Origin of the sequence: uncultured Brevundimonas sp. (genome assembly GCF_947305955.1) — a bacterium.
In the GTDB taxonomy this organism is placed as follows: domain Bacteria; phylum Pseudomonadota; class Alphaproteobacteria; order Caulobacterales; family Caulobacteraceae; genus Brevundimonas.
On record NZ_CAMZFB010000026.1, the window covers coordinates 1 to 21,705 of the forward strand.

A 21,705-nucleotide genomic window follows, 5' to 3' on the forward strand; every position below is an offset into this window, starting at 1 on the left:
TATCTACCGATCCACATCCTCCATGTCAACCCGACCTTTCGATCTTTTTCCAGAAGCGCCGTTACCGACATTTAAGGAAAAATCCAAACACACAGAAGCATTTGGGAGGATGACCGCCTGACGTTGAACCGCTTTAGAAGCGGGTCGCCGTCGGGCGAGGCGGCTGTATAGGCGGCACCGCTTGGTGGAGCAACCCCTATTTCAGAAAACCTATAAATTTCTGACATATCGGCGCTCGAATGCTCAATTTGACCCCAGTGCAGAGGTCGATTTTTCCCGAGCATCGCACCGCAATGAGGCAAAACGTTCTGCAACATTCCCGCTTTGCACGACAAGAGCGTGCAATCATTTCGATAAAAGATGCAAATTAGACGTTTTCTTGCACAAGCAACCCCATCCCTAGTTGCAATGCAGCACGTCGTTCGGCATAAAGCAGCCAACTTCAACGAGGGTGTCGCTGTGAACAGCACGTCTCACATCGCTATGGTCATCAAGACCGCCGCCAAATTTGGCGGTGGCGCGCTGACCCGCGCGGTACTCCTCGTATCGGTACTTATTACCCCGCTCCGACGAGCGGCGTGGATGCCTGTGACCTGACAAGACAACTCAAAGTCAGCCCTGCACCACCCCGCTCTCCGACTGGAAGCGGGGTTTTTCATGCTCGTTTCCGGCCTCCTGCCCCTCTCCCCAAAGCGTACCGCACAAGATGACCGACCAGACCAAGCCTTCCCCCAACTCCCGCAGCGCCTCGGTGACGCAAGGCCCGAGCCGCGCCGCCGCGCGTTCCTACCTGCGCGCAGCCGGTATGCAGGACGGTGACTTCAAGAAGCCGATGATCGGTATCGTGAACACCTGGTCGACGGTCACTCCCTGCAACATGCATCTGGATCGTCTGGCCAAGGATGTCCGTCAGGGCGTCATCGATGCGGGCGGCTGGCCGGTGGACTTCAACACCATCGTCGTCACGGACGGCATTTCGATGGGCACGCCCGGCATGAAGGCCTCGCTGATCAGCCGCGAGGTCGTGGCTGACTCTATCGAGCTGGCCATTGAGGGGCACCAGCTGGACGGCGTCGTCTGCATCGTCGGCTGTGACAAGACCATTCCGGCTGCCGCCATGGCGCTGGCCCGTTTGAACATTCCGGGTCTGGTCTATTACGGCGGCACCATCATGCCGGGCCGTATCAATGGCGAGGAAGTCTCGGTTCAGGAAGTCTTTGAAGCGATCGGTGCCCACGGGGCCGGCAAGCTGGACGACGAAGGTCTGAAGAAGGTCGAAAGCGCCGTCTGCCCTGGGGCCGGTGCCTGCGGTGGCCAGTTCACGGCCAACACCATGGCCATGGCACTGTCGATGATGGGCATCTCGCCCATGGGGGCCAATGACGTTCCCGCCGTCGATCCGGACAAGGCTGCCGAGGGGTATCGCTGCGGCAAGCTGGCCGTCGAGCGCGTCTTTGCCGGGGACAACGCCCGCAAATACATCACCCGCGCCAGCCTGAAGAATGCGGCCATCGCTTGCTCGGCTTCGGGCGGTTCGACCAATGCGGTCATGCACCTGACAGCCATCGCCGCCGAGGCCGGTGTCGAGTTCGGCATCGAGGACTGCCATCAGGCCTGTATCGAGGCTCCGGTCATCTGCGACCTGAAGCCGGGTGGCCGCTTCCTGGCCTCGCACCTGTATGTCGCAGGCGGCACCCGTCTGGTCGCCAAGCGTCTGGCCGAAGCGGGCAAGATCATCAACACCCCGACCGTCTCAGGCGAGAGCCTGTTCGCCGAGGCTGCCAAGGCCGAGGAAGCGCCGGGCCAACAGGTTGTCACCAGCATCGACAACCCTGTCATGGCGCGCGGCTCCTATGCGGTCATCTATGGCGATGTTGCCCCCGAAGGCGCGATCATCAAGCTGACCGGCCACAAGGTCGACCGCTTCACCGGTCCGGCCAAGGTCTATGACTGCGAAGAAGATGCGTTCGCCGCCGTCCAGTCGGGCGAGGCGGGCGAAGGCGATGTCATCATCATCCGCTACGAAGGCCCCAAGGGTGGCCCCGGCATGCGCGAGATGCTGCAGATCACCGCTGCCCTGAAGGGTCGCAAGGTCGAGAATGTCGCCCTGCTGACGGACGGTCGTTTCTCGGGTGCATCCTATGGCTTCGTCGCGGGTCACATCTCGCCGGAAGCGGCGGTCGGTGGCCCGATCGCCCTGATCGAGAGCGGCGACACCATCACCATCGACGTCACCAACCGCCGCATCGACACCGATGCCGACCTGACCGCCCGCCGCGCCGCCTTTACCCAGCGTGAACTGCGCGAGGCCCGCGGCGTCTTTGCCAAATACCGCGCCAGCGTCGCTTCGGCGTCGCAGGGTGCCGTGACCATCCCGAACCCGCCTCCGGCCCAAACGCCGGATCGCTACCAAGCTATCGCCAATATCGAGACCGTTTCCGAGGACGCCTGAACCATGGCTATCACCATCTACACCAACGAAGACATCAAGCCGGGCGCCATCGCTGGCGAGAAGATTGCCATCATCGGCTATGGCTCGCAGGGCCGCGCCCACGCCCAGAACCTGAAGGACTCGGGCCATGACGTCATCGTCGGCGTCCGTCACGGCGGCACCGGCTGGAAGCACGCCACCGAAGACGGCCTGCCGACCGCCGAGCCGGCAGAAGCCGTCAAGGATGCCGACATCATCGCCATCCTGACGCCGGACATGGTTCAGGCCGAGGTCTATAAAGACGTCATCGAGCCGAACGCCAAGAAGGGCTCGGCCCTGCTGTTCGCCCACGGCTTCTCGATCATCTATGGCCGCATCACCCCGCGTGAGGACATGGACGTGATCCTGGTCGCACCGAAGGGTCCGGGCGATCTGGTCCGCCGCGAGTTCCAGCGCGGTCGCGGCGTGCCGTCGCTGTTCGCCATTGAAAAGGACGTGACCGGAAAGGCCCGCGACCGTGCCATGGGCTATGCCAAGGGCAATGGCGGTGCGACCGGCGGCCTGCTGGAGACCACCTTCCGCGAAGAGACCGAAACCGATCTGTTCGGTGAACAGGCCGTCCTGTGCGGCGGTGCCAAGGAACTGGTTATCCGCGGCTTCAACACCCTGGTCGAGGCCGGCTACCAGCCGGAGATCGCCTACTTCGAATGCCTGCACGAGCTGAAGCTGATCGTGGACCTGTTCTACGAAGGCGGCATCTCCAAGATGCACCACTTCATCTCGGAAACCGCCAAGTGGGGTGCCCTGATCTCGGGTCCGCGCGTCGTCAATGACGAAACCGCCGCCCGCATGAAGGACGTCCTGAGCGACATCCAGTCGGGTGAGTTCGCTCGCCGCTGGATCGAAGAGAACGAGCAAGGCAAGCCGGAATACGAGCGCCTGATGCAGGTCGACCGCGACACCCAGATCGAAGAGGTCGGTGCCCGTCTGCGTGACCGCATGGCCTGGCTGCAAGCTTCCAAACCCCAAGCTGCCTAACACGGCCGCTTAATCGGTATCCCCCACGGACCCCGCCCTGATGACTGTCGCTACTATTCAAACGTCCGCCAACGAGACCACCGTCCAAACCGGTGCCAGCCTCGTCGTCTCCACTCTGGAGCGGATGGGCGTCGATGTAGTGTTCGGCTATCCGGGCGGGGCCATCATGCCGATCTATGACGCCATCGCCGGTTCCGGCGTACGTCACTATCTGTGCCGCCACGAACAGGGCGCAGCCTTTGCCGCCGATGCCTATGCCCGTGCCTCGGGCAAGGTCGGCGTCTGCATGGCCACGTCTGGCCCCGGTGCCACCAATCTGGTCACCGGCATTGCCAATGCCATGCTGGATTCCGTTCCCATGGTCTGCATCACGGGCAATGTCCCGCAGGCCGTCATGGGCACCGACGCCTTTCAGGAAGTCGACATCATGGGCGTGACCATGCCTTTGGTGAAGCACTCCTATCTGGTCCGCGATGCGGCCGACGTTCCGGCCATCATCGAGGAAGCCTTCCACATCGCCCGCACGGGTCGCCCGGGTCCGGTCCTGATCGACCTGCCCAAGGACATCCAGTTCCAGTCGACCGAGAACGTTCGGCCCTTCCATCTGCCGAACGACAATGGCATCGCCGACAGCGCCGCGATCAAGGCCGCTGCCGAGGCTATCCGTTCGGCCAAACGCCCCATCATCTATATCGGTGGCGGCGCAAAGATTTCCGGTGCCGTCGAGGCCGTGCGCGAGTTCGCCAGCCTGACCGGCATCCCCCAGGTCTCGACCCTGAACGCGCTGGGCACCATCCCGACCGGACAGGACAACTATCTGGGCATGCTGGGCATGCACGGCACCCGCGCGGCCAACGATGCCGTTCAGGCATCGGACCTGCTGATCGTCGTCGGCGCACGCTTTGACGACCGCGCCACCGGCAAACTGTCCGAGTTCGCCCCCGATGCGGGCGTCATCCATTTCGACGTCGATGCGTCCGAGATCGGCAAGCTGCGCCCTGTCGCTGTTCCTGTCGTCGGTGACCTGCGTCCCAATCTGGAAGCCCTGAACCGCGAACTGCAATCAGGGGCTGCCATCTCGGTCGGTGAGTGGGCCGACAAATGCCGTGGCGAAATGGCCGCCTGCGCCGTCAACTATAATGCGCCGGGCGACAGCATCTATGCCCCGGCCCTGCTGAACGAACTGTCGAAAAAGGCAGGCCCATCCTTCATCGCCGCCTGCGACGTCGGCCAGCACCAGATGTGGGTCGCCCAGCACTGCGCGTTCTCGCGCCCGCAAGCCCACATCACCTCGGGTGGTCTGGGGGCCATGGGCTTTGGCCTGCCTGCCGGTATCGGTGCCAAGCTGGCAGATCCGGACGCCTGCGTCGTCACCATCACCGGCGACGGCGGCGTGATGATGAACATTCAGGAGCTGGCGACCGTCAACCGCTTCAAGATCCCGCTGAAGATCGTGCTGCTGGACAACTCGCGTCTGGGCATGGTGCGCCAGTGGCAGGAGTTCTTCTTCGAGCGGAACTTCTCCGAGGTCGACCTGTCCGACAACCCCGACTTCGTGAAGGTGGCCGAGGCCTTTGGCATCCCCGCCTTCCGCATCGAGACCAAGGATCAGGTCTCCGACGGCATCGACCGTCTGCTGGCTGCCGATGGTCCGATCCTGATGCACGTCATCATCAATCCCGAAGACAACGTCTGGCCGCTGGTTCCGCCGGGCAAGAACAACGCTGAAATGATGGAGGGCTCGCGATGAGCAACACTATCCATATCCAGATCGACCGCGCTGACGGCTCGCTGCAGCGTCTGATCGGCCTCGTAGAGCGCCGTGGGTTCGAGATCCACGGCATGAACATGGCCGATATGGGTGACTGGCGCACGCTGGCCCTGACTGTCGCCAGCCGCGACGGCACCCGCTGCATCGACAATCTGGGCCGTCAGATCGACCGCCTGTTTGGCGTGCGCCGCATCGAGGCTCCGGCCTCGGCCAACGCCGCCTGATCCCCCTTCCTTACTCGCGTAATTCGCGGCCTCGGCCGCAGACTGGACTGACAAGACAATGAAGCCGCTGGCCCAAAAGATCTGGTTCAATGGAAAGCTGACTGCGTGGGAGAACTGTACCGTCCACGTGATGAGCCATGCGCTTCACTACGGCACCTCGGTGTTCGAAGGCATCCGCGTCTATGACACCCCGAACGGCCCGTGCGGCTTCCGTCTGACGGACCACGTGCGCCGCCTGCACGACAGCGCCCGCATCTACCACTTCCCCATGCCCTATTCGGTCGAGGAACTGGTTCAGGCCTGCCGTGACACCGTCGCGTCCGAGGGGCTGAAGTCGGCCTACATCCGCCCACTGGCGTTCCTGGGCGGCTGCGGCATGGGCGTGACCCCGTCGCCCGATGCCATCACCACCGACGTCATGATCGCCGCCTTCCCGTGGGGGGCCTATCTGGGCGAAGAAGCTCTGGAGCGCGGCGTCGATGCCTGCATCTCCAGCTGGAACCGCGTGGCCCCGAACACCATCCCGACCGGTGCCAAGGCTGGTGGCAACTATCTGTCCGGCTATCTGATCGGTCGCGAAGCCCGTCAGGGCGGCTATGGCGAGGGTATCGCTCTGGGCGCTGACGGCCTGCTGTCCGAGGGCGCGGGCGAGAACCTGTTCGTCGTGCGTGACGGCGTGCTGATGACCCCGCCGTCATCCTCGTCGATCTTGCAAGGCATCACCCGTGACAGCGTGATCAAGCTGGCTCGCGGTCTGGGCTATGAAACCCGCGAACAGACCATGACCCGCGAGAGCCTGTACGTCGCTGACGAAGTCTTCATGACCGGCACCGCCGCCGAGATCACCCCCGTCCGCTCGGTCGACGGCATCACCACCCGCGCCGCAGGTCCGGGTCCGGTGACCAAGGCCGTCAACAAGGCTTTCCGTGGCCTGTTCGATGGCACCACGCCGGACCGCTACGGCTGGCTGGAGCCGATCCACACCACCGCCACCACCAAGGAGCGCCAGCATGAGCCAGCCTAAGACGCTCTATGAAAAGGTGTGGGAGCGTCACGTCGTCGTCCCCGAGACCGACGCCACACCGGGCGTGATGTATGTGGACCTGCATCTGGTCCACGAGGTCACCTCGCCCCAGGCCTTTGCCGAACTGGATGCGCGCGGCCTGAAGGTGCGCCGTCCGGACCGCACCTTTGCCACGCTGGACCATTCCACCCCCACCCTGCCCGCAGGACCGGATGGCCACCGCCCCTATGTCACCGAACAGGCCAGGAAACAGGTCGAGACGCTGGAAGCCAATACCAAGCGCTTCGGCATCGAACTGGCCGGATGGGACAGCGACCAGCGCGGCGTGGTTCACGTCATGGGTCCGGAACAGGGCCTGACCCAGCCGGGTATGACGGTCGTCTGCGGTGACAGCCATACCGCCACCCACGGCGCGTTCGGCGCTCTGGCCTTTGGCATCGGCACCTCGGAAGTGGGTCACGTTCTGGCGACCCAATGCCTGCTGCAACGCCGCGCCAAGACCCTGCGCGTGACCGTGGACGGTGAACTGCAGGCGGGCGTCTCGGGCAAGGATGTGGCTCTGGCCATCATCGCCGAGATCGGCTTTGGCGGCGGCACAGGCTATGTCATTGAATACGCGGGCTCGGCCATCCGCTCGCTGGACATGGAAGGGCGCATGACCCTGTGCAACATGTCGATCGAGGCCGGTGCCCGTGCGGGCATGATCGCGCCGGACCAGACCACCATCGACTGGTTGCGCGGCCGCAAATATGTGCCCGCCGACTATGAGGCCGCCGCCAGGGACTGGCTGTCGCTGGCCACCGACGAAGGCGCGGCCTTCGACAAGGAAGTGCGTCTGGACGGTTCCGCCATCCGCCCGATGGCCACATGGGGCACCACCCCCGACGCCGCCGTCCCCATCGGCACCCCCGCCCCGCAACCGCAGTCGGAATCCGACGCCAAGGCTCTGGCCTATATGGGCTTCACCGCTGGCGAGGTAACGACCAAGGAAAAGGTCGATGTGGTCTTCGTCGGCTCGTGCACCAATGGCCGCCTGCCCGACATGCGCGTGGTGGCGGACATACTGAAGGGGCGCAAGGTCGCCGACGGCGTCCGCATGCTGGTCGTCCCCGGCTCGGAAGCCGTGCGCCAACAGGCCGAGGCCGAGGGCCTGCACAAGATCATCACCGCCGCCGGCGCCGAATGGCGCATCCCCGGCTGTTCGATGTGCATTGCCATGAACGGCGATGTGGTGGGCGAGGGCCAGCTGTGCGTCTCGACCTCCAACCGCAATTTCGAGGGCCGTCAGGGCAAGGGCGCCCGCACCGTTCTGGCCAGCCCCGCCACCGCCGCCGCCAGCGCCGTGGCCGGTCATCTGGCCGACCCGCGCGACTATCCCGTGCTGGTCGAGGAGGCCGCGTAAATGGAACCCTTCAAGACGCTGACCTCCAAGGTCGTGGTCCTGTCGCAGGCCAATATCGACACCGACCAGATCATTCCGGCCCGCTTCCTGACCACGACGACCCGCGACGGTCTGGGTGATCAGGCCTTCTATGACTGGCGCTATGAAGCCGATGGCTCGCGCAAGCCCGAGGCCATCCTGAACCGGATCGATCCCGCCGAGCACCGTATCCTGCTGGGCGGGCCGAACTTCGCCTGCGGCTCCTCGCGCGAGCATGCCCCGTGGGCCCTGCTGGACTACGGCTTCCGCGTCGTCATCTCGACCGAGATCGCCGACATCTTCACCTCCAACGCGCTGAAGAACGGCCTGCTGCCGATCGTGGTGAGCCAACAAGTCTGGGACGATCTGGCCCAGCATCAGGACCAGCCCGTCACCATCGATCTGGAAAACAACCGCATCCAGCGCGGCAATGCCGAGCCGGTGGCCTTCAAGGTTGATGCCTTCGCCCGCCAGTGCCTGATCGACGGCGTCGACACCCTCGGCTGGCTGCTGGCCCGCGACGAAAACATTTCGGCTTTCGAAGCCGCCCGCAATGACCCCAAACCGGAGATCGCACGATGAGCGAGAAACGCACCTTCAACATCGTCGTCCTGCCGGGTGACGGCGTCGGCCCCGAAGTGACCAAGGCCGCCCAGCGTGTCCTGACCGCTCTGGGGGACATCTATGGCCACCAATTCAACTTTGAGGACCACCTGATCGGCGGCGCGGCCATCGACGCCACCGGAACCCCGCTGCCGGACGCCACGCGCGATGCCTGTCTGAAGGCCGATGCCGTACTGCTGGGCGCGGTGGGTGATCCCAAATTCGACGGCAAGCCGGTGCGTCCCGAACAGGGTCTGCTGACCATCCGCAAGGAAATGGGCCTGTTCGCCAACCTGCGCCCGCTGCAGGTCTCGCCCGCTCTGGCCCACCGCTCGCCGCTGAAGCGCGAGATCGTCGAGGGCGTCGATCTGCTGGTCTTCCGCGAACTAACCGGCGGCGTCTATTTCGGCGAGCGCACTCGCTCGGAAACCGACGCGACCGACCTGTGCAGCTATACAGTCGCCGAGATCGAGCGCGTCACCCGCGCCGCCTTCAAGGCCGCCGAACAACGCCGTGGCAAGGTCACCTCGGTCGACAAGGCCAATGTGCTGGAGACCTCGCGTCTGTGGCGCGAAACCGTCACCCGCATCCACGCCGAAGAATTCCCCAACATCACGCTGGAACACGCGCTGGTCGACTCCATGGCCATGCACCTGATCCTGAAGCCGCGCGAGTATGACGTCATCCTGACCGAGAATATGTTCGGCGACATCCTGTCGGACGAGATCTCGGTGCTGGGCGGCTCCATCGGCCTGCTGCCGTCCGCATCGCTGGGCGCCGAGGGTCCGGGCCTGTTCGAGCCGATCCACGGCTCGGCACCGGACATCGCAGGGCAAGACAAGGCCAATCCGATCGGCACCATCCTGTCGGCGGCCATGATGCTGCGCCACAGCTTCAAGCTGGAAGACGAGGCCGATTCCATCGAGGCCGCCGTCGCCGCCGTTCAGGCATCCAATCAGGTCACCCGCGATCTGGGCGGCGAACTGGGCACCGAAGCAGCCACCCGCGCCGTGGTCGATGCCATCCGCGCCATCCACTGGGCCGCTGCCCGCCACGTACCGATGCACTGGGCCTAACTCTCTCTCCCCGAGACGAAAAAGGCGGGCCGCCATGGCCCGCCTTTTTTATTGTCCGTCCACCAGTGACTGAAGCGTCTTGCCCATGCTCTGGGCCAGTTCCTCCAAGTCCTCCGGACTGAGGCTGGAAAAGCCGTCCGCCAGTTCGCGGCTGACCGCCATCCCCATGATCAGGCCCGCCACCAGACGTGCACGGACATGGGCATTGGGTCCGCCCAGCCATTCCGTCAACGGCCCGAAGAAGCGTTCATTACTGTTGCGCTGAACCATCTCCATGGCCTTGGCCGAGCCGATGGAGCGCAGCAGCATCAGCAATCCGGCCAGACGGTTGGTCGGCGTGCTGTGGCGCGGACAGTCGAACTCGCCGTTCACGATCTCGCGTGCAACCCGCAGGCCAAAACCGCTCCGCTCGCCGCTCCACAGCTCGTTACCGCTCTTGCAGCTGTCCAGCGCCGCAGTGAACAGGTCTTCCTTGGAGCCAAAGTATCGCGAGACCAGTGCGGCATCGACACCCACCTCGCGGGCGATGTCGCGCATACCGACATCGTCATAGCTGTGGGCGGTAAAACGCTCCCTCGCCACATCGAGGATCGCCTGGCGCGTCGCCACAGCATTACGTGGCCTATGACTCTCGCGTACGGACAAAAAACAGAAGTCTCCAAAAACCTTGCCGCGAGTATGGCTATGTCATCAACCGTTGACAAGAGGCATATCACTGCGCTTTAAGTCCACGCATGTTGACTGGGCGCCCCCTCCCCTTTTTGCGCGTTCAGTCACCAAGTCATTTTCAGACTCCAGGAGAATGCGCCTATGCGCACGGTGAAGCTCGCGGCCGCGTCCGTTCTAATGGCGGCCGCCCTCTACGGCTGCTCCAAAGGCCAGCAGGCCCCCGAACAGGGTGCCCCGCCCGTAACTGTGGCGGTCCCCCTGTCGCGTACCGTCGTTGACTGGGACCAGTTTACCGGCCGTTTCGAGGCGACCCGTAGCGTTGACGTCCGCGCCCGCGTAGGCGGCTATATCCAGTCGGTCCACTTCAAGGACGGCGACTATGTCCGTCAGGGCCAGCTGCTGTTCACGCTGGACCAGCGTCCGGCGCAGGCCGCACTGGCCGCCGCCCGCGCCCAGTTGGCTCAGGCCCAGGCTCAACTGGGTCTGGCCCGCGCCGACCTCGCCCGCGCCGAGGGCCTGCTGGCTTCGCAAGCGGTATCGCAAGCCGAATACGACGCCAAAAAGGCCGCCGTGCAAACCGCCGAAGCCGCTGTTTCGGCTGCCAACGCCGCCATCCGCAGCCGCCAGTTGGATCTGGAGTTCACCCGCGTAACCGCCCCGATCTCGGGCCGCGTGTCGGACCGCCGTGTCGATCCGGGCAACCTGATCGGCGGTGGCTCTTCGGCCGGTGACATCCTGACGACCATCGTTTCGTCCTCGCCGATCTACTTCGTGTTCGACGGCTCCGAAGCTACTGCGCTCAAGTATCAGCGCGAAGCCGCCAAGGGCGCGGTTCCGATCAAGGTCCGCCTGCAGGACGAGGCCGAGTTCACCCACGCCGGTACGCTCGACTTCACCGACAACGCCATCGATCCGGCCTCGGGCACCATCCGCCTGCGCGCCGTCATCGCCAATGCCAACGGCTTCCTGAAGCCGGGCATGTTCGGCCACGCCCAACTGGCCGGTGCCGCTGAATACCAAGCCATGCTGGTTCCGGATGCCGCCATCATCGCCGACGGTGCCCGCCGTCTGGTCTATGTCGTCGCCAAGGACGGTACGGTCGGTGCCAAGCCGGTCCAGACCGGACCTCTCGTCAACGGCCTGCGTGTGATCCGTACGGGTCTGGCCGCCGACGACCGCGTTATCATCAACGGTCAGCAACGCGCCCGTCCGGGCCAGAAGGTCACCGCCCAGAACGGGACCATCAAGCCCTCGGATGCTCCGGCCAACCCGGCCCCGACGACGCCTGCGTCGACGGCCTCCTCCGCCACCTTCGTCAACGCAGGTTGAGGAAAGAGGCCTAGGCCGGAAAACCCGTTATGAATTTCTCCCGTTTCTTTATCGATAGGCCGATCTTCGCGATCGTTATCGCCACCTTCATCACCTTGGTGGGGGCATTCGCCTATCCGAGCCTGCCGCTGGCGCAGTATCCCGAGATCGCGCCACCGACCATCACCATCAACGCCGCCTATCCAGGTGCATCCGCCGAGACGCTGGCCGAGACCGTCGCCGCGCCGATCGAGCAGGAAGTGAACGGCGTCGAAGGCATGCTTTATCTATCGTCGTCCTCGACGGCAGATGGCGCGGTCGCCGTCACCGTCACCTTCGAGCCGGGTACCGACCTCGATACCGCACAGGTTCTGGTCCAGAACCGCGTGAAGCTGGCCGAAATGCGCCTGCCCGAAGAGGTCCGCCGCACGGGCGTCAGCGTCAACAAGGCGTCCAGCGGCTTCCTGATGCTGGTCGCCCTGACGTCCGACGATCCCAGCATCGACCGGACCTATCTGGGTAACCTCGGCAACTCGACCGTGCGTGACCGCCTGCTGCGCCTCGACGGCGTGGGCTCGGTCACGGTGTTCGGCGGTGGCAACTATGCCATGCGTATCTGGATCGACCCGACCAAGGCTGCGGCCCGCAATCTGTCGGCCCAGGACATCGTCGGTGCCCTTCAGGCCCAGAACATCCAGGCCGCCGGTGGCGCGCTGGGTCAGGCTCCGTATCCGACCGGATCGGCGGCCTTCCAGACCCCCATCGACATTCAGGGCCGTCTGAAAACGCCCGAAGAGTTCGGTCAGGTTGTCATCCGCTCGGACGCCCAAGGTCGCGTGACCCGTCTGTCCGACGTGGCCCGTATCGAGGTCGGCCCGCAGGACTACGGCATCAACGCCTCGTTCGACGGCAAGCCGGGCGTCGGTCTGGGTATCGTCCAGCAACCCGGTGCCAACTCGCTGAAGTCGGCCGAGCTTGTGCTCAAGGAAATGGAGGCGATGTCCAAGGACTTCCCCGCCGGCGTTTCCTACACCATCCCCTATAACCCGACCGAGTTCGTTCAGGCCTCGGTGGACTCGGTGATCCACACCGTGTTCGAAGCCGTGATCCTCGTGGCCATCGTCGTGCTGGTCTTCCTGCAGACGTGGCGCGCGGCCATCATTCCGGTGATTGCCATTCCGGTGGCGCTGGTGGGTACCTTCGCGGTGCTGCTGGGCCTCGGCTACTCGATCAACTCCCTGTCGCTGTTCGCTCTGGTTCTGGCCGTGGGTATCGTCGTCGACGACGCCATCATCGTGGTCGAGAACGTCGAGCGTTACATCCGCGAGGGCCTGACCCCGCGGGAAGCGGCCTATCGCTCCATGGCCGAGGTGTCGGGCGCTCTGGTCGCCATCTCGCTGACCCTGACCGCCGTGTTCGTGCCGACCGCCTTCGTGCCGGGCATTCCGGGTATCTTCTATCGCCAGTTTGCCGTGACGATCGCGTCCTCGACCCTGATCTCGCTGCTGCTGTCGCTGACCCTGTCGCCGGCTCTGGCCGCCCTGCTTCTCAAGCCGCACGTCGCCCATGACGACCACGCGGCCCGCAAGACGGGCGTTCTGGGCACCATCGGCTACGGCATCGGCTGGGCCGGTAACAAGTTCAACACGGGCTTTGACTGGCTGTCCGAAAAGTTCGGCTCCCTGACGGCGCGACTGGTCCGCATGGCCATGGTCATGCTGGTCATCTATGCGGGTCTTCTCGCCCTGACGGGCTGGCGTCTGGTCGACACCCCGACCGGCTTTATCCCGGAGCAGGACCAAGGCGTCCTGATCGGCGTCATCCAGCTGCCGTCGGGTGCCTCGCTGGAGCGCACCACCGAAGTGCTGGACCGCACCCTGGCCATCATCAACCAGAACCCGAACGTGGCCGAGGTTGCCGCGCTGGCCGGTCTGGACGGCTCGTCCTTCTCGATGGCCTCCAACTCGGCCACCATGTTCATCAAGCTGAAGCACTGGGACGAGCGCCCCAACAAGGATCAGGCCGCGGCCGCCCTTGGCGGTGCCCTGACCGGCGCTGCGGCCCAGATCCAGGACGCCCAGATCTTCATGCTGTCGCCGCCTGCCGTCCAAGGCATGGGTAACGGCGGCTTCAAGATGATGATCCAGGACCGCTCGGGTGCCGGTTACAAGGCCCTTGAAGGCGCGACCTTCGCCATGATGGGCGCGGCTGCCGAGAACGGCGACAAGGTCCAGCAGGTGTTCTCGATGTATAACACCGGCTCGCCGCGTATTCAGGCCGACGTCGACCGTGAAAAGGCCCTGATGATGGGCGTCCAGCCCTCGTCGGTGTTCGGTACGCTGGGCATCTATCTGGGCTCGGCCTACGTCAACGACTTCAACTATCTGGGCCGCACCTTCCGCGTGACGGCACAGGCAGAGCCTATGTACCGCGACGACATCTCGGACATCGCCAATCTGAAGGTCCGCTCGAACTCGGGCGCGATGGTTCCGGTGGGTGCCGTGGCCAACCTGTACGAGTCCTCGGGCCCGGCACGCGTTGTCCGCTTCAACCTGTTCCCCGCGACCGAACTGCAGGGTTCGCCCGCGCAGGGCGTGTCCTCGGGTGAAGCCCTGGCCTTCATGGAAGGTCTGGCAGGTCAGGCACTGCCGGACGGCTTCAGCTATGAGTGGACGGAAATGGCCTATCAGGAGAAGGCATCGGGCGGTTCGGCCGGTACCATCTTCATTCTGGCCGTGGTCTTCGTCTTCCTCGTGCTGGCCGCCCAGTATGAAGCCTTCACGCTTCCGCTGGCCGTCATCCTGATCGTGCCGATGTGTATTCTGGCGGCCATGATCGGGGTGAACCTGATGGGGCTGGACAACAACATCCTCGTTCAGGTCGGTCTGGTCGTGCTCGTGGGTCTGGCGGCCAAGAACGCCATCCTGATCGTCGAGTTCGCCAAACAGGCCGAGGAAGAGGACGGTCTCGACCGCTTCGAGGCGGCTGTCCAAGCGGCCCGCCAGCGTCTGCGCCCGATCCTGATGACGTCCTTCGCCTTCATCTTCGGCGTTCTGCCTCTGGCCATCGCCACGGGTCCGGGTGCCGAGATGCGTCAGTCGCTGGGTATCTCGGTCGTGTCGGGCATGATCGGGGTGACCATCTTCGGCCTGATCTTCACGCCGGTCTTCTATGTGGTCTGCCGCTGGATTGCCGGAAAACTGCCGAAAGGCCCGAGCAAGGAACGCGAACTGCCGACCTCCTTTGGCTCGACGCCGCACGATCCGTTCGACGCCGACGACACTACCCTGAAGGGAGACGCTTGATGAAAGCCTCCATCCGTAACCTGCTGACGGCTGCTGGTTCGGCCGCTCTGCTGGCCGCCTGTGCCGTTGGCCCCAAGCCGGTCGTCCCGACGACGCCGGTCGCGTCGCAAGGCGATTTCATCGGCTCCCAGACTGGCGCGGTCTCAACCGCGCCGGTCGAGGGCAACTGGTGGCGTCTTTATAACGACGCCAACCTGGACGCCCTGATCCAGCAGGCTCTGGCCGAGAACAACGACCTTGAGGCCGCCGCCGCCAACCTGCGCGCCGTGCGGGCCTCGCTGTCGGAAGCCCGCTCCAACCGCCTGCCGTCCACGACGGTGACGGGTGCGGCCAACCGCAGCCAGTCCTCGACCATCACCAACCCGGCGGCAGGTGGTGCCGAACTGCCGGAAGTCGAGACCTATGATGTGGGTCTGGACGTGGCCTATGAGATCGATCTGTTCGGTCGCGTTGAGTCCTCGATCCGCGCCGCGCGCGCCGACGCCCGTGCTGCCGAGGCCGCGCTGGAAACGGTGCGTGTCACGGTCGTGGCCGAGACCGCCCGCGCCTATGCCGACACCTGCGCCCTCAACGCGCAGGTGGCCGTGGCCGAGCGCAACATCGACCTGCAGACCCAGACGGTCGATCTGGTCCAGCGCCTGCTGGAAGGCGGGGTCGGCAATGGTCTGGACGTGGCCCACGCCCGTGCAGCCCTCGAGCAGACCCGCGCCAGCCTGCCGCCGCTGCGGGCCGGTCGTGATGCGGCCCTGTTCCGTCTCGCCACCCTGACGGGCCGCACGCCCGCCGAGGCCAGCGAAGCGGCCAAGGGTTGCAGCGCCACCCCGCAGCTGTCGCAGCCGATCCCAGTCGGCGACGGTGCCGCCCTTCTGGCCCGCCGCACCGACATCCGCCGTTCCGAGGCCGAACTGGCCGCTGCCGGTGCGCGGGTGAATGTGGCGACTGCGGGCCTGTTCCCGTCGGTCCGTCTGGGCGGCTCCTTCGGCTCGACGGCACTGGATGCCGGTGATCTGGGCAATGACGAGAATTTCCGCTTCTCGTTCGGCCCGCTGATCTCGTGGTCCTTCCCGAACGTCATCGCGGCCCGCGCCCGTATCAAACAGGCCGATGCCCGTGCCGATGCCGCTCTGGCCAACTATGACCAGACGGTCTTGGTCGCACTTCAGGAAACCGAGACGGCTCTGTCGGCCTATGCCAATGAGCTGGATCGCCAGCGCGCCCTGCGCATCGCCCGCGAACAGGCAGCGACCGCCGCGCGTCTGTCGCGCCTGCGTTTCGACGCCGGCGCCGACAGCTTCCTGAGCGTGCTTGACGCCGAACGCACCCTCGCCGGTGCCGACGCCGCGCTCGCCGGGTCCGAACAGGCCGTGGCCAATGCCCAGATCAGCCTGTTCAAGGCTCTGGCCGGTAGCTGGACCCAAGACCAGTAAGCCGCCCCATACGGCTGAAATCGCAACGCCCGGCGGAATCTTCTCCGTCGGGCGTTTTTTATGGCCACCTACTGAAGCTTTTTCACCGAACAGATGATGACGCGAAGATGCTTCGGCATTAGTCAGTGAACCGTGACACTGACAGACGAACACCGCCCCACCGACACTGACGCCGTTGCCCTCACCGCAACCTCGCCTCAGGCTGCCCTCGATCAGGCTCGCCGGATCGTGCTCAAAATCGGCTCGTCGCTGGTGTTCGACCCACGCCGCAAGGAAGCCAACCGCGCATGGATGGCCGCCCTTGCCGAAGACATTGCCGACCTGCGTCAGGACGGCAAGGAGGTCATCATTGTCTCGTCCGGTGCCGTGGCCCTTGGCCGCGCCCGCATCCAGACCGATCCCAAGAAGCTTGCTGACAAACAGGCCGCCGCCGCTGTCGGCCAGAGCCTTTTGATGAAGGCGTGGGAAGAGGCACTGGCTCCCTATGACCTGCTGGCCGGACAGATCCTTCTGACGCGCGACGATACCGAGCGCCGCCGCCGCTGGCTGAACGCCCGCGCCACGGCACAGGCCCTGCTGCACCACGGCATCATTCCGGTCGTGAACGAGAACGACACCGTCACCACCGAGGAAATCCGATACGGCGACAACGACCGTCTTGCCGCCCGCACGGCCCAGTTGGCGCAGGCCGACCTGCTGGTCCTGCTGTCGGATGTGGACGGGCTTTATACCGCCGATCCCCGCCGCGATCCGGAGGCCAAGCATCTGGAATTTATCGAGCGCCTTACGCCTGACATCCTGTCCATGGGCGCCGGAGCCAATGCCGAGGCCGGCGTCGGTACCGGGGGCATGGCCACCAAGCTGGCCGCCGTCCAGATCGCGGGCTCTGCAGGATGTGCCACCATTATCGCCTCCGGCCTCAACCGCCACGCGCTGAAAGCCGTCCGCGAGGGGGCCAAGTCGACACTGTTCCGCCCTGCCTCCTCCCCGCTGGCCGCTTGGAAACAGTGGATCGCGGGCAGCGTCGCCCCCGCAGGCAGCCTGACCCTCGACGAAGGGGCCGTGCGCGCCCTGCAGGCGGGCAAGAGCCTGCTGCCCTCGGGCGTCGTCACCGTGAAGGGCCGCTTTGAAAAAGGTGACAGTGTGCGGCTGGTCGATGCCGCGGGCACCCGCCTCGGCGTCGGCCTCGTCAACTATCCGCACGACGATGTGGCCCGCATCAAGGGCCACCACTCCGACGACATCGAACAACTGATCGGCTATCGCGGCCCGTCGGTTGTGGTCCACCGCAACGATCTGGTTCTGGAACCGTAAGATGAGCGACCTGACACACGCCATGCTCCAGCGCGGCCAGCGCGCCCGCGTCGCCGCCCGCGCCCTGCGTGAGGCCGCGCCCGAGGTCCGCACCCGCGCCCTGACGCTTCTGGCGCAAAAACTGCGCGGCGCGGTCGAGCCGATCCTTGCCGCCAACCAGCGCGACCTCGACGCGGGCCGCGCCAATGGCATGAGCGAGGCCCTGCTGGACCGCCTGGCTCTCAACCCCGCGCGCGTCGAAGGCATCGCCGCCGCCGTGGACATCATTGCCGGTGTTCAGGACCCGCTGGGCGTGGAGACCGAACGCTGGACCGCGCCGGTCAACAATCTGGATATCGCTCGCGTGCGTACCCCCATCGGTGTGCTGGGCATTATCTATGAGAGCCGCCCCAATGTAACGGCGGACGCCGCAGCCCTGTGCATCCGCTCGGGCAATGCGGCCATCCTGCGTTGCGGCTCGGACTGTCTGCAGTCGTCGCTGGCGATCGCCGCCGTGATCGGCGAGGCGCTGGCTGAGGCAGGCCTGCCCGCCGATGCGATCCAGCTGGTGGATACGCCCGACCGCGCCGCCGTCGGCCTGATGCTGGCGGGGCTGGAAGGCAATATCGACCTGATCGTCCCGCGCGGCGGCAAGAGCCTTGTCGGACGCGTTCAGTCCGAGGCGCGGGTGGCCGTCCTGTCCCACCTTGAAGGCATGAACCACACCTACGTCCATGCCGGTGCTAATCCGGACATGGCCCGCGCACTGGTGCTGAATGCCAAGATGCGCCGCGTGTCGGTATGCGGGGCGACCGAGACCCTGCTGATCGACAGGGCCGTCGCGCCGTCGCTTCTGCCGCTGATCGCCGCCGACCTTCAGGCCAAGGGCTGCGAGATACGCGGTGACGAAGCCGCCCGCGCCATCGTGCCGGACATGGTCGCCGCGATGGACGAGGACTGGTCCACCGAATACCTCGCGCCCATCATCGCCGTGGCCGTGGTGGACGGTATCGACGCCGCCATCGCCCACATCGAACGCTATGGCTCGGGCCACACCGAGGCCATTGTGACCGACGACGCGGACGCCGCCGCCACCTTCCTGAACCGCGTGGACAGCGCCATCGTGGTCCATAACGCCTCGACGCAATATGCCGATGGCGGTGAGTTCGGCTTCGGCGGCGAGATCGGCATCGCCACAGGCCGCATGCACGCCCGCGGCCCCGTCGGTGCCGAACAACTCACCACCTTCAAATATGTCGTGCGCGGACAGGGCCAAACCAGACCCTAAAAGCCAATCACCACAGAAAAAGGCCGGAGCAAAACTCCGGCCTTTCATTTGTTAGCTCTTATCGCCCTCAAGCAGCCGATAGGCGATAGGGCAACAAAGACTCCCCTCAAGTAGCCGCTAGGCGATAGGTGCAAGTATCAAGCCTATGCTCAGCCCCTCTGGGGCAGAGCATAAGCGATCACATAGTCACCCTTCGGGGTCTCCATGAAGTGGTGACCACCGGCCATGATGACCAGATACTGGCGGCCATTCTGCTCATAGATCATCGGGTTCGCCTGACCACCGGCGGGGAGAACGTCCTGCCAAACGGTCTTGCCGGTTTCGATGTCGATGGCGCGGATCAGATCATCGGTCGCCGCAGCGATGAAGATCAGACCGCCCGCCGTGACCACCGAGCCGCCGTTGTTCGGCGTGCCGATCTCCAGCGGCAGCATGGACGGGATGCCGAACGGGCCATTCTTGCGGGCCGTACCGAAGGCGCGGTCCCACAGGGTCTTGCCCGTGCGCAGGTCAATGGTGCGGATACCGCCATAGGGCGGCTGTTTGCACAGCAGGCCCGTAAACTTCACGCGCCAGCCCGCATTCACATCGATGGCATAGGGGACACCGATCTGCGGATCGCCCGCCCCCTCGGCCTTGGACTTTGACAGGCTGCCGCCACGGTTGGCCGCTTCCTTCTCGCGCTCGATGTAGCGGGGATCATCACGCGGGAACCAGCCCAGCTGGTCGGCCTTGGCGCGCGGGACTAGACGGTTGTGGTTGGGCATGTCGTTATAGTTGGCCACGATCACACCGCGTACCGGATCTATCGCGATACCGCCCCAGTCCGAGCCACCGTTATAGCCCGGATACTGGATCCAGTATTTGTCGGCCGTCGGCGGGGTAAAGAAGCCCTCATAGGCCGACTGGCGGAACTGAATACGGCAGTACATCTGGTCGATGGGCGACATACCCCACATGTCCCGCTCGGTCAGATCGGGCTTGCGAAGGGTGTGGAACAGCGACGTCGGTTGGGTTGGCGTACGTTGGGCAGGCTCAACGCCTCCCTGCGGCACCTTGATATTCTCGACCTCATGCAGCGGCTGGCCCGTGCGGCGGTCCAGCACATAGATGTCGCCCTGTTTGGACGGCAGGATCACCGCAGGCACCGTCTGGCCACCAACCGGCATGTCCACCAGAGTGGCCTGTGAGCCGAGGTCATAGTCCCAGACATCCTTATGGACGGTCTGGAAATGCCAGCGCGGCTTGCCCGTGGTGACATCCAGCGCCACCAGCGAGGTTGAATACTCGTTCTCCGCCGGACGGCGCTCGCCCGAATAATAGTCGGCAGCAGAGTTACCCATCGGCAGGAAGACCAGACCCAGCGCCTCGTCCGCCGTGGCCGTGGTCCACATATTGGGCGTGCCGGGGGTATAGGTCTCGCCATCAGGCGGGAGGGTGGTGATGTCGGGGCGCATCATGTCCCATGCGAACTTCAGCTCGCCCGTCACAGCATCAAAGCCCTGAATGACGCCAGACGCGTTCCAGCGCTTTTGTCCGTCCAGCACCTGATGGCCCGTCACCACAATGCCCCGCACGATGACGGGGGCCGAGGTGATCGATACCATGCCCGGATAGGGATCGCCCATGCCGGTCTTGATGCTGACCGCGCCATTGGTGCCAAAGTCCTGACAGGGGGCACCCGTGCGGGCATCGACCGCGACCAGACGGCCATCCAGCGTGCCTTCGATAATGCGGGTGGCGCAGGGCTGGGCCGCATCTACATTGGGCTTGGCGAAATAGGTCACGCCACGGCAGGCCGCCGTATAGGGAATGTCGTCGTCGGACACCTTGGGATCATAGGTCCACTTCTGGCGACCGGTAGCGGCATCAACCGCAAAAAGCTTGTTCCGCGCGGAGCACAGATAAAGGGTGTCGCCGATCTTCAGCGGCGTCGTTTCTGCGCCCCAGCGTTCTTCGGGCAGGTCGCCCGTACGGAAGGTCCATGCCCGCGTGAGATTTTTCACATTGTCGCGGGTGATCTGGGTCAGCGGCGAATAGCGTTGGGCGCTGTCACTGCCGCCCCATGCGGGCCAGTCGGCACCGACCTTGGCCAAGGCCGGATCACCGATCAGCGACTGCCCCGCCGCCGGAACCGGATTCATCACACCGGCGCGGTTGGTCGCTGCGACCACACCCCCGCCGACCACAAGCACCAAGGCCCAGCCGACCAGTCCCATAAACACCAGTCGCCCGCCGCCATCGCGCTTCAAGGCCCCCATGCTCAGAACGACGAAGAACAGCAGCACCATCGGCGCGATCACGCGCGGTACCAGAGCCCAGCCGTTCAGCCCGACCTCCCAGACCGCCCACGCCAGAGTGCCGATAACGATCAACACATAAAGAAGCGCGCCCGACAGCCGGCGCATCACCATCAACAGGCCGCTGATCATCATCAGCACGCCCGTGACAAGATAATAGGCCGAGCCGCCGATCATCATCAGCTGGACCCCGCCAATCGCCAGCACCAAGCCGATGATGCCGATGATCACACCGAGCAAACGGGCCAAACTGACCCCCAACCCACGCCCTTTTTCGATACTGGCCATGTCGTATCCACCTTGCGTCTGACCTGAACATCCTCAGGGACAACACAACCGCAGGGGAGACGTTCCGTAAGGCCGTTTGCAGCCATAGGTTTGAAACTGGGCGACCTGCGTTTGGCAAGCTTCAGCGCAGAACCCCGATCGACCTGCTTTATTTATGCCGCAATGCAATATCGGTTAGAATATCATTCCTGCAATCTATTCTCAAAAAGCATGCATCATGCACTTTGGTCGAAAAAAAGC

16 protein-coding genes are annotated in these 21,705 nt (G+C 64.6%); 14 read left to right on the forward strand and 2 right to left on the reverse strand.

The window, feature by feature from the left end; translation table 11 throughout:
- Window positions 1-459: 459 nt before the first annotated feature.
- The 9 genes from Q0Y42_RS08080 to leuB all read left to right on the forward strand — a co-directional run bounded on the left by Q0Y42_RS08080 (window position 460) and on the right by leuB (window position 9,587).
- Window positions 460-597, forward strand: coding sequence for a hypothetical protein (locus tag Q0Y42_RS08080; protein ID WP_297802154.1), 138 nt, complete (start codon window positions 460-462; stop codon window positions 595-597).
- Between the two features lie 109 nt (window positions 598-706).
- Complete coding sequence (locus Q0Y42_RS08085) at window positions 707-2,452, forward strand: dihydroxy-acid dehydratase (protein ID WP_297802156.1); 1,746 nt, start codon at window positions 707-709, stop codon at window positions 2,450-2,452.
- Between the two features lie 3 nt (window positions 2,453-2,455).
- A complete protein-coding gene (ilvC, locus tag Q0Y42_RS08090) occupies window positions 2,456-3,469 on the forward strand; it encodes a ketol-acid reductoisomerase (RefSeq protein WP_297802159.1) in 1,014 nt (337 codons plus the stop codon).
- A 40-nt stretch (window positions 3,470-3,509) separates the two neighbouring features.
- Window positions 3,510-5,219 (forward strand): acetolactate synthase 2 catalytic subunit, encoded by a 1,710-nt coding sequence (ilvG, locus tag Q0Y42_RS08095; protein WP_297802162.1) that lies wholly within the window; start codon window positions 3,510-3,512, stop codon window positions 5,217-5,219.
- Window positions 5,216-5,464: an ACT domain-containing protein gene (locus Q0Y42_RS08100; protein ID WP_292054235.1), complete on the forward strand. Its 249-nt coding sequence runs from the start codon at window positions 5,216-5,218 to the stop codon at window positions 5,462-5,464. Before ilvG ends, Q0Y42_RS08100 begins: the two co-directional genes overlap by 4 nt.
- 58 nt (window positions 5,465-5,522) lie before the next feature.
- The gene (locus Q0Y42_RS08105; protein ID WP_297802165.1) at window positions 5,523-6,488 is read left to right on the forward strand and encodes a branched-chain amino acid transaminase; all 966 of its coding nucleotides are present in this window, start codon (window positions 5,523-5,525) and stop codon (window positions 6,486-6,488) included.
- Window positions 6,475-7,890 (forward strand): 3-isopropylmalate dehydratase large subunit, encoded by a 1,416-nt coding sequence (gene leuC, locus Q0Y42_RS08110; protein WP_297802168.1) that lies wholly within the window; start codon window positions 6,475-6,477, stop codon window positions 7,888-7,890. The genes Q0Y42_RS08105 and leuC overlap by 14 nt, the downstream gene beginning before the upstream one ends.
- On the forward strand, window positions 7,891-8,490 hold the full coding sequence (leuD, locus tag Q0Y42_RS08115; protein WP_297802171.1) for a 3-isopropylmalate dehydratase small subunit: 600 nt from the start codon (window positions 7,891-7,893) through the stop codon (window positions 8,488-8,490).
- Window positions 8,487-9,587, forward strand: coding sequence for a 3-isopropylmalate dehydrogenase (leuB, locus tag Q0Y42_RS08120; protein WP_297802174.1), 1,101 nt, complete (start codon window positions 8,487-8,489; stop codon window positions 9,585-9,587). The genes leuD and leuB overlap by 4 nt, the downstream gene beginning before the upstream one ends.
- 48 nt (window positions 9,588-9,635) lie before the next feature.
- On the opposite strand, the gene Q0Y42_RS08125 is transcribed toward leuB, so the two are convergent.
- Window positions 9,636-10,196, reverse strand: coding sequence for a TetR/AcrR family transcriptional regulator (locus Q0Y42_RS08125; RefSeq protein ID WP_297802176.1), 561 nt, complete (start codon window positions 10,194-10,196; stop codon window positions 9,636-9,638).
- A gap of 201 nt (window positions 10,197-10,397) precedes the next feature.
- Here Q0Y42_RS08125 and Q0Y42_RS08130 point away from each other — a divergent pair, with 201 nt between their 5' ends.
- The 5 genes from Q0Y42_RS08130 (at window position 10,398) to Q0Y42_RS08150 (ending at window position 18,877) form a co-directional block, all read left to right on the forward strand.
- Window positions 10,398-11,585 carry an efflux RND transporter periplasmic adaptor subunit gene (locus tag Q0Y42_RS08130; protein WP_297802179.1) on the forward strand — a complete coding sequence of 396 codons (1,188 nt, stop codon included), beginning with the start codon at window positions 10,398-10,400 and terminating at the stop codon, window positions 11,583-11,585.
- 29 nt (window positions 11,586-11,614) lie between these two features.
- Window positions 11,615-14,869: a multidrug efflux RND transporter permease subunit gene (locus Q0Y42_RS08135; RefSeq protein WP_297802182.1), complete on the forward strand. Its 3,255-nt coding sequence runs from the start codon at window positions 11,615-11,617 to the stop codon at window positions 14,867-14,869.
- Window positions 14,869-16,296, forward strand: coding sequence for an efflux transporter outer membrane subunit (locus tag Q0Y42_RS08140; protein WP_297802185.1), 1,428 nt, complete (start codon window positions 14,869-14,871; stop codon window positions 16,294-16,296). The genes Q0Y42_RS08135 and Q0Y42_RS08140 overlap by 1 nt, the downstream gene beginning before the upstream one ends.
- Before the next feature lie 138 nt (window positions 16,297-16,434).
- On the forward strand, window positions 16,435-17,610 hold the full coding sequence (gene proB / locus Q0Y42_RS08145) for a glutamate 5-kinase (protein WP_297802233.1): 1,176 nt from the start codon (window positions 16,435-16,437) through the stop codon (window positions 17,608-17,610).
- A 1-nt stretch (window position 17,611) separates the two neighbouring features.
- Window positions 17,612-18,877, forward strand: a complete 1,266-nt coding sequence (locus tag Q0Y42_RS08150; RefSeq protein ID WP_297802188.1) for a glutamate-5-semialdehyde dehydrogenase — start codon at window positions 17,612-17,614, stop codon at window positions 18,875-18,877.
- A 149-nt stretch (window positions 18,878-19,026) separates the two neighbouring features.
- Here Q0Y42_RS08150 and Q0Y42_RS08155 read toward each other — a convergent pair whose 3' ends face one another.
- Window positions 19,027-21,426, reverse strand: a complete 2,400-nt coding sequence (locus Q0Y42_RS08155) for a membrane-bound PQQ-dependent dehydrogenase, glucose/quinate/shikimate family (RefSeq protein ID WP_297802191.1) — start codon at window positions 21,424-21,426, stop codon at window positions 19,027-19,029.
- Window positions 21,427-21,705: the final 279 nt, after the last annotated feature.

Coding starts and splice junctions, on each gene's coding strand:
- Q0Y42_RS08140 (WP_297802185.1), top strand. CDS start 14,869: ATGAAAGCCTCCATCCGTAACCTGCTGACGGCTGCTGGTTCGGCCGCT.
- Q0Y42_RS08100 (WP_292054235.1), top strand. CDS start 5,216: ATGAGCAACACTATCCATATCCAGATCGACCGCGCTGACGGCTCGCTG.
- Q0Y42_RS08105 (WP_297802165.1), top strand. CDS start 5,523: ATGAAGCCGCTGGCCCAAAAGATCTGGTTCAATGGAAAGCTGACTGCG.
- ilvG (WP_297802162.1), top strand. CDS start 3,510: ATGACTGTCGCTACTATTCAAACGTCCGCCAACGAGACCACCGTCCAA.
- leuB (WP_297802174.1), top strand. CDS start 8,487: ATGAGCGAGAAACGCACCTTCAACATCGTCGTCCTGCCGGGTGACGGC.
- Q0Y42_RS08150 (WP_297802188.1), top strand. CDS start 17,612: ATGAGCGACCTGACACACGCCATGCTCCAGCGCGGCCAGCGCGCCCGC.
- Q0Y42_RS08135 (WP_297802182.1), top strand. CDS start 11,615: ATGAATTTCTCCCGTTTCTTTATCGATAGGCCGATCTTCGCGATCGTT.
- leuD (WP_297802171.1), top strand. CDS start 7,891: ATGGAACCCTTCAAGACGCTGACCTCCAAGGTCGTGGTCCTGTCGCAG.
- ilvC (WP_297802159.1), top strand. CDS start 2,456: ATGGCTATCACCATCTACACCAACGAAGACATCAAGCCGGGCGCCATC.
- leuC (WP_297802168.1), top strand. CDS start 6,475: ATGAGCCAGCCTAAGACGCTCTATGAAAAGGTGTGGGAGCGTCACGTC.
- Q0Y42_RS08130 (WP_297802179.1), top strand. CDS start 10,398: ATGCGCACGGTGAAGCTCGCGGCCGCGTCCGTTCTAATGGCGGCCGCC.
- Q0Y42_RS08085 (WP_297802156.1), top strand. CDS start 707: ATGACCGACCAGACCAAGCCTTCCCCCAACTCCCGCAGCGCCTCGGTG.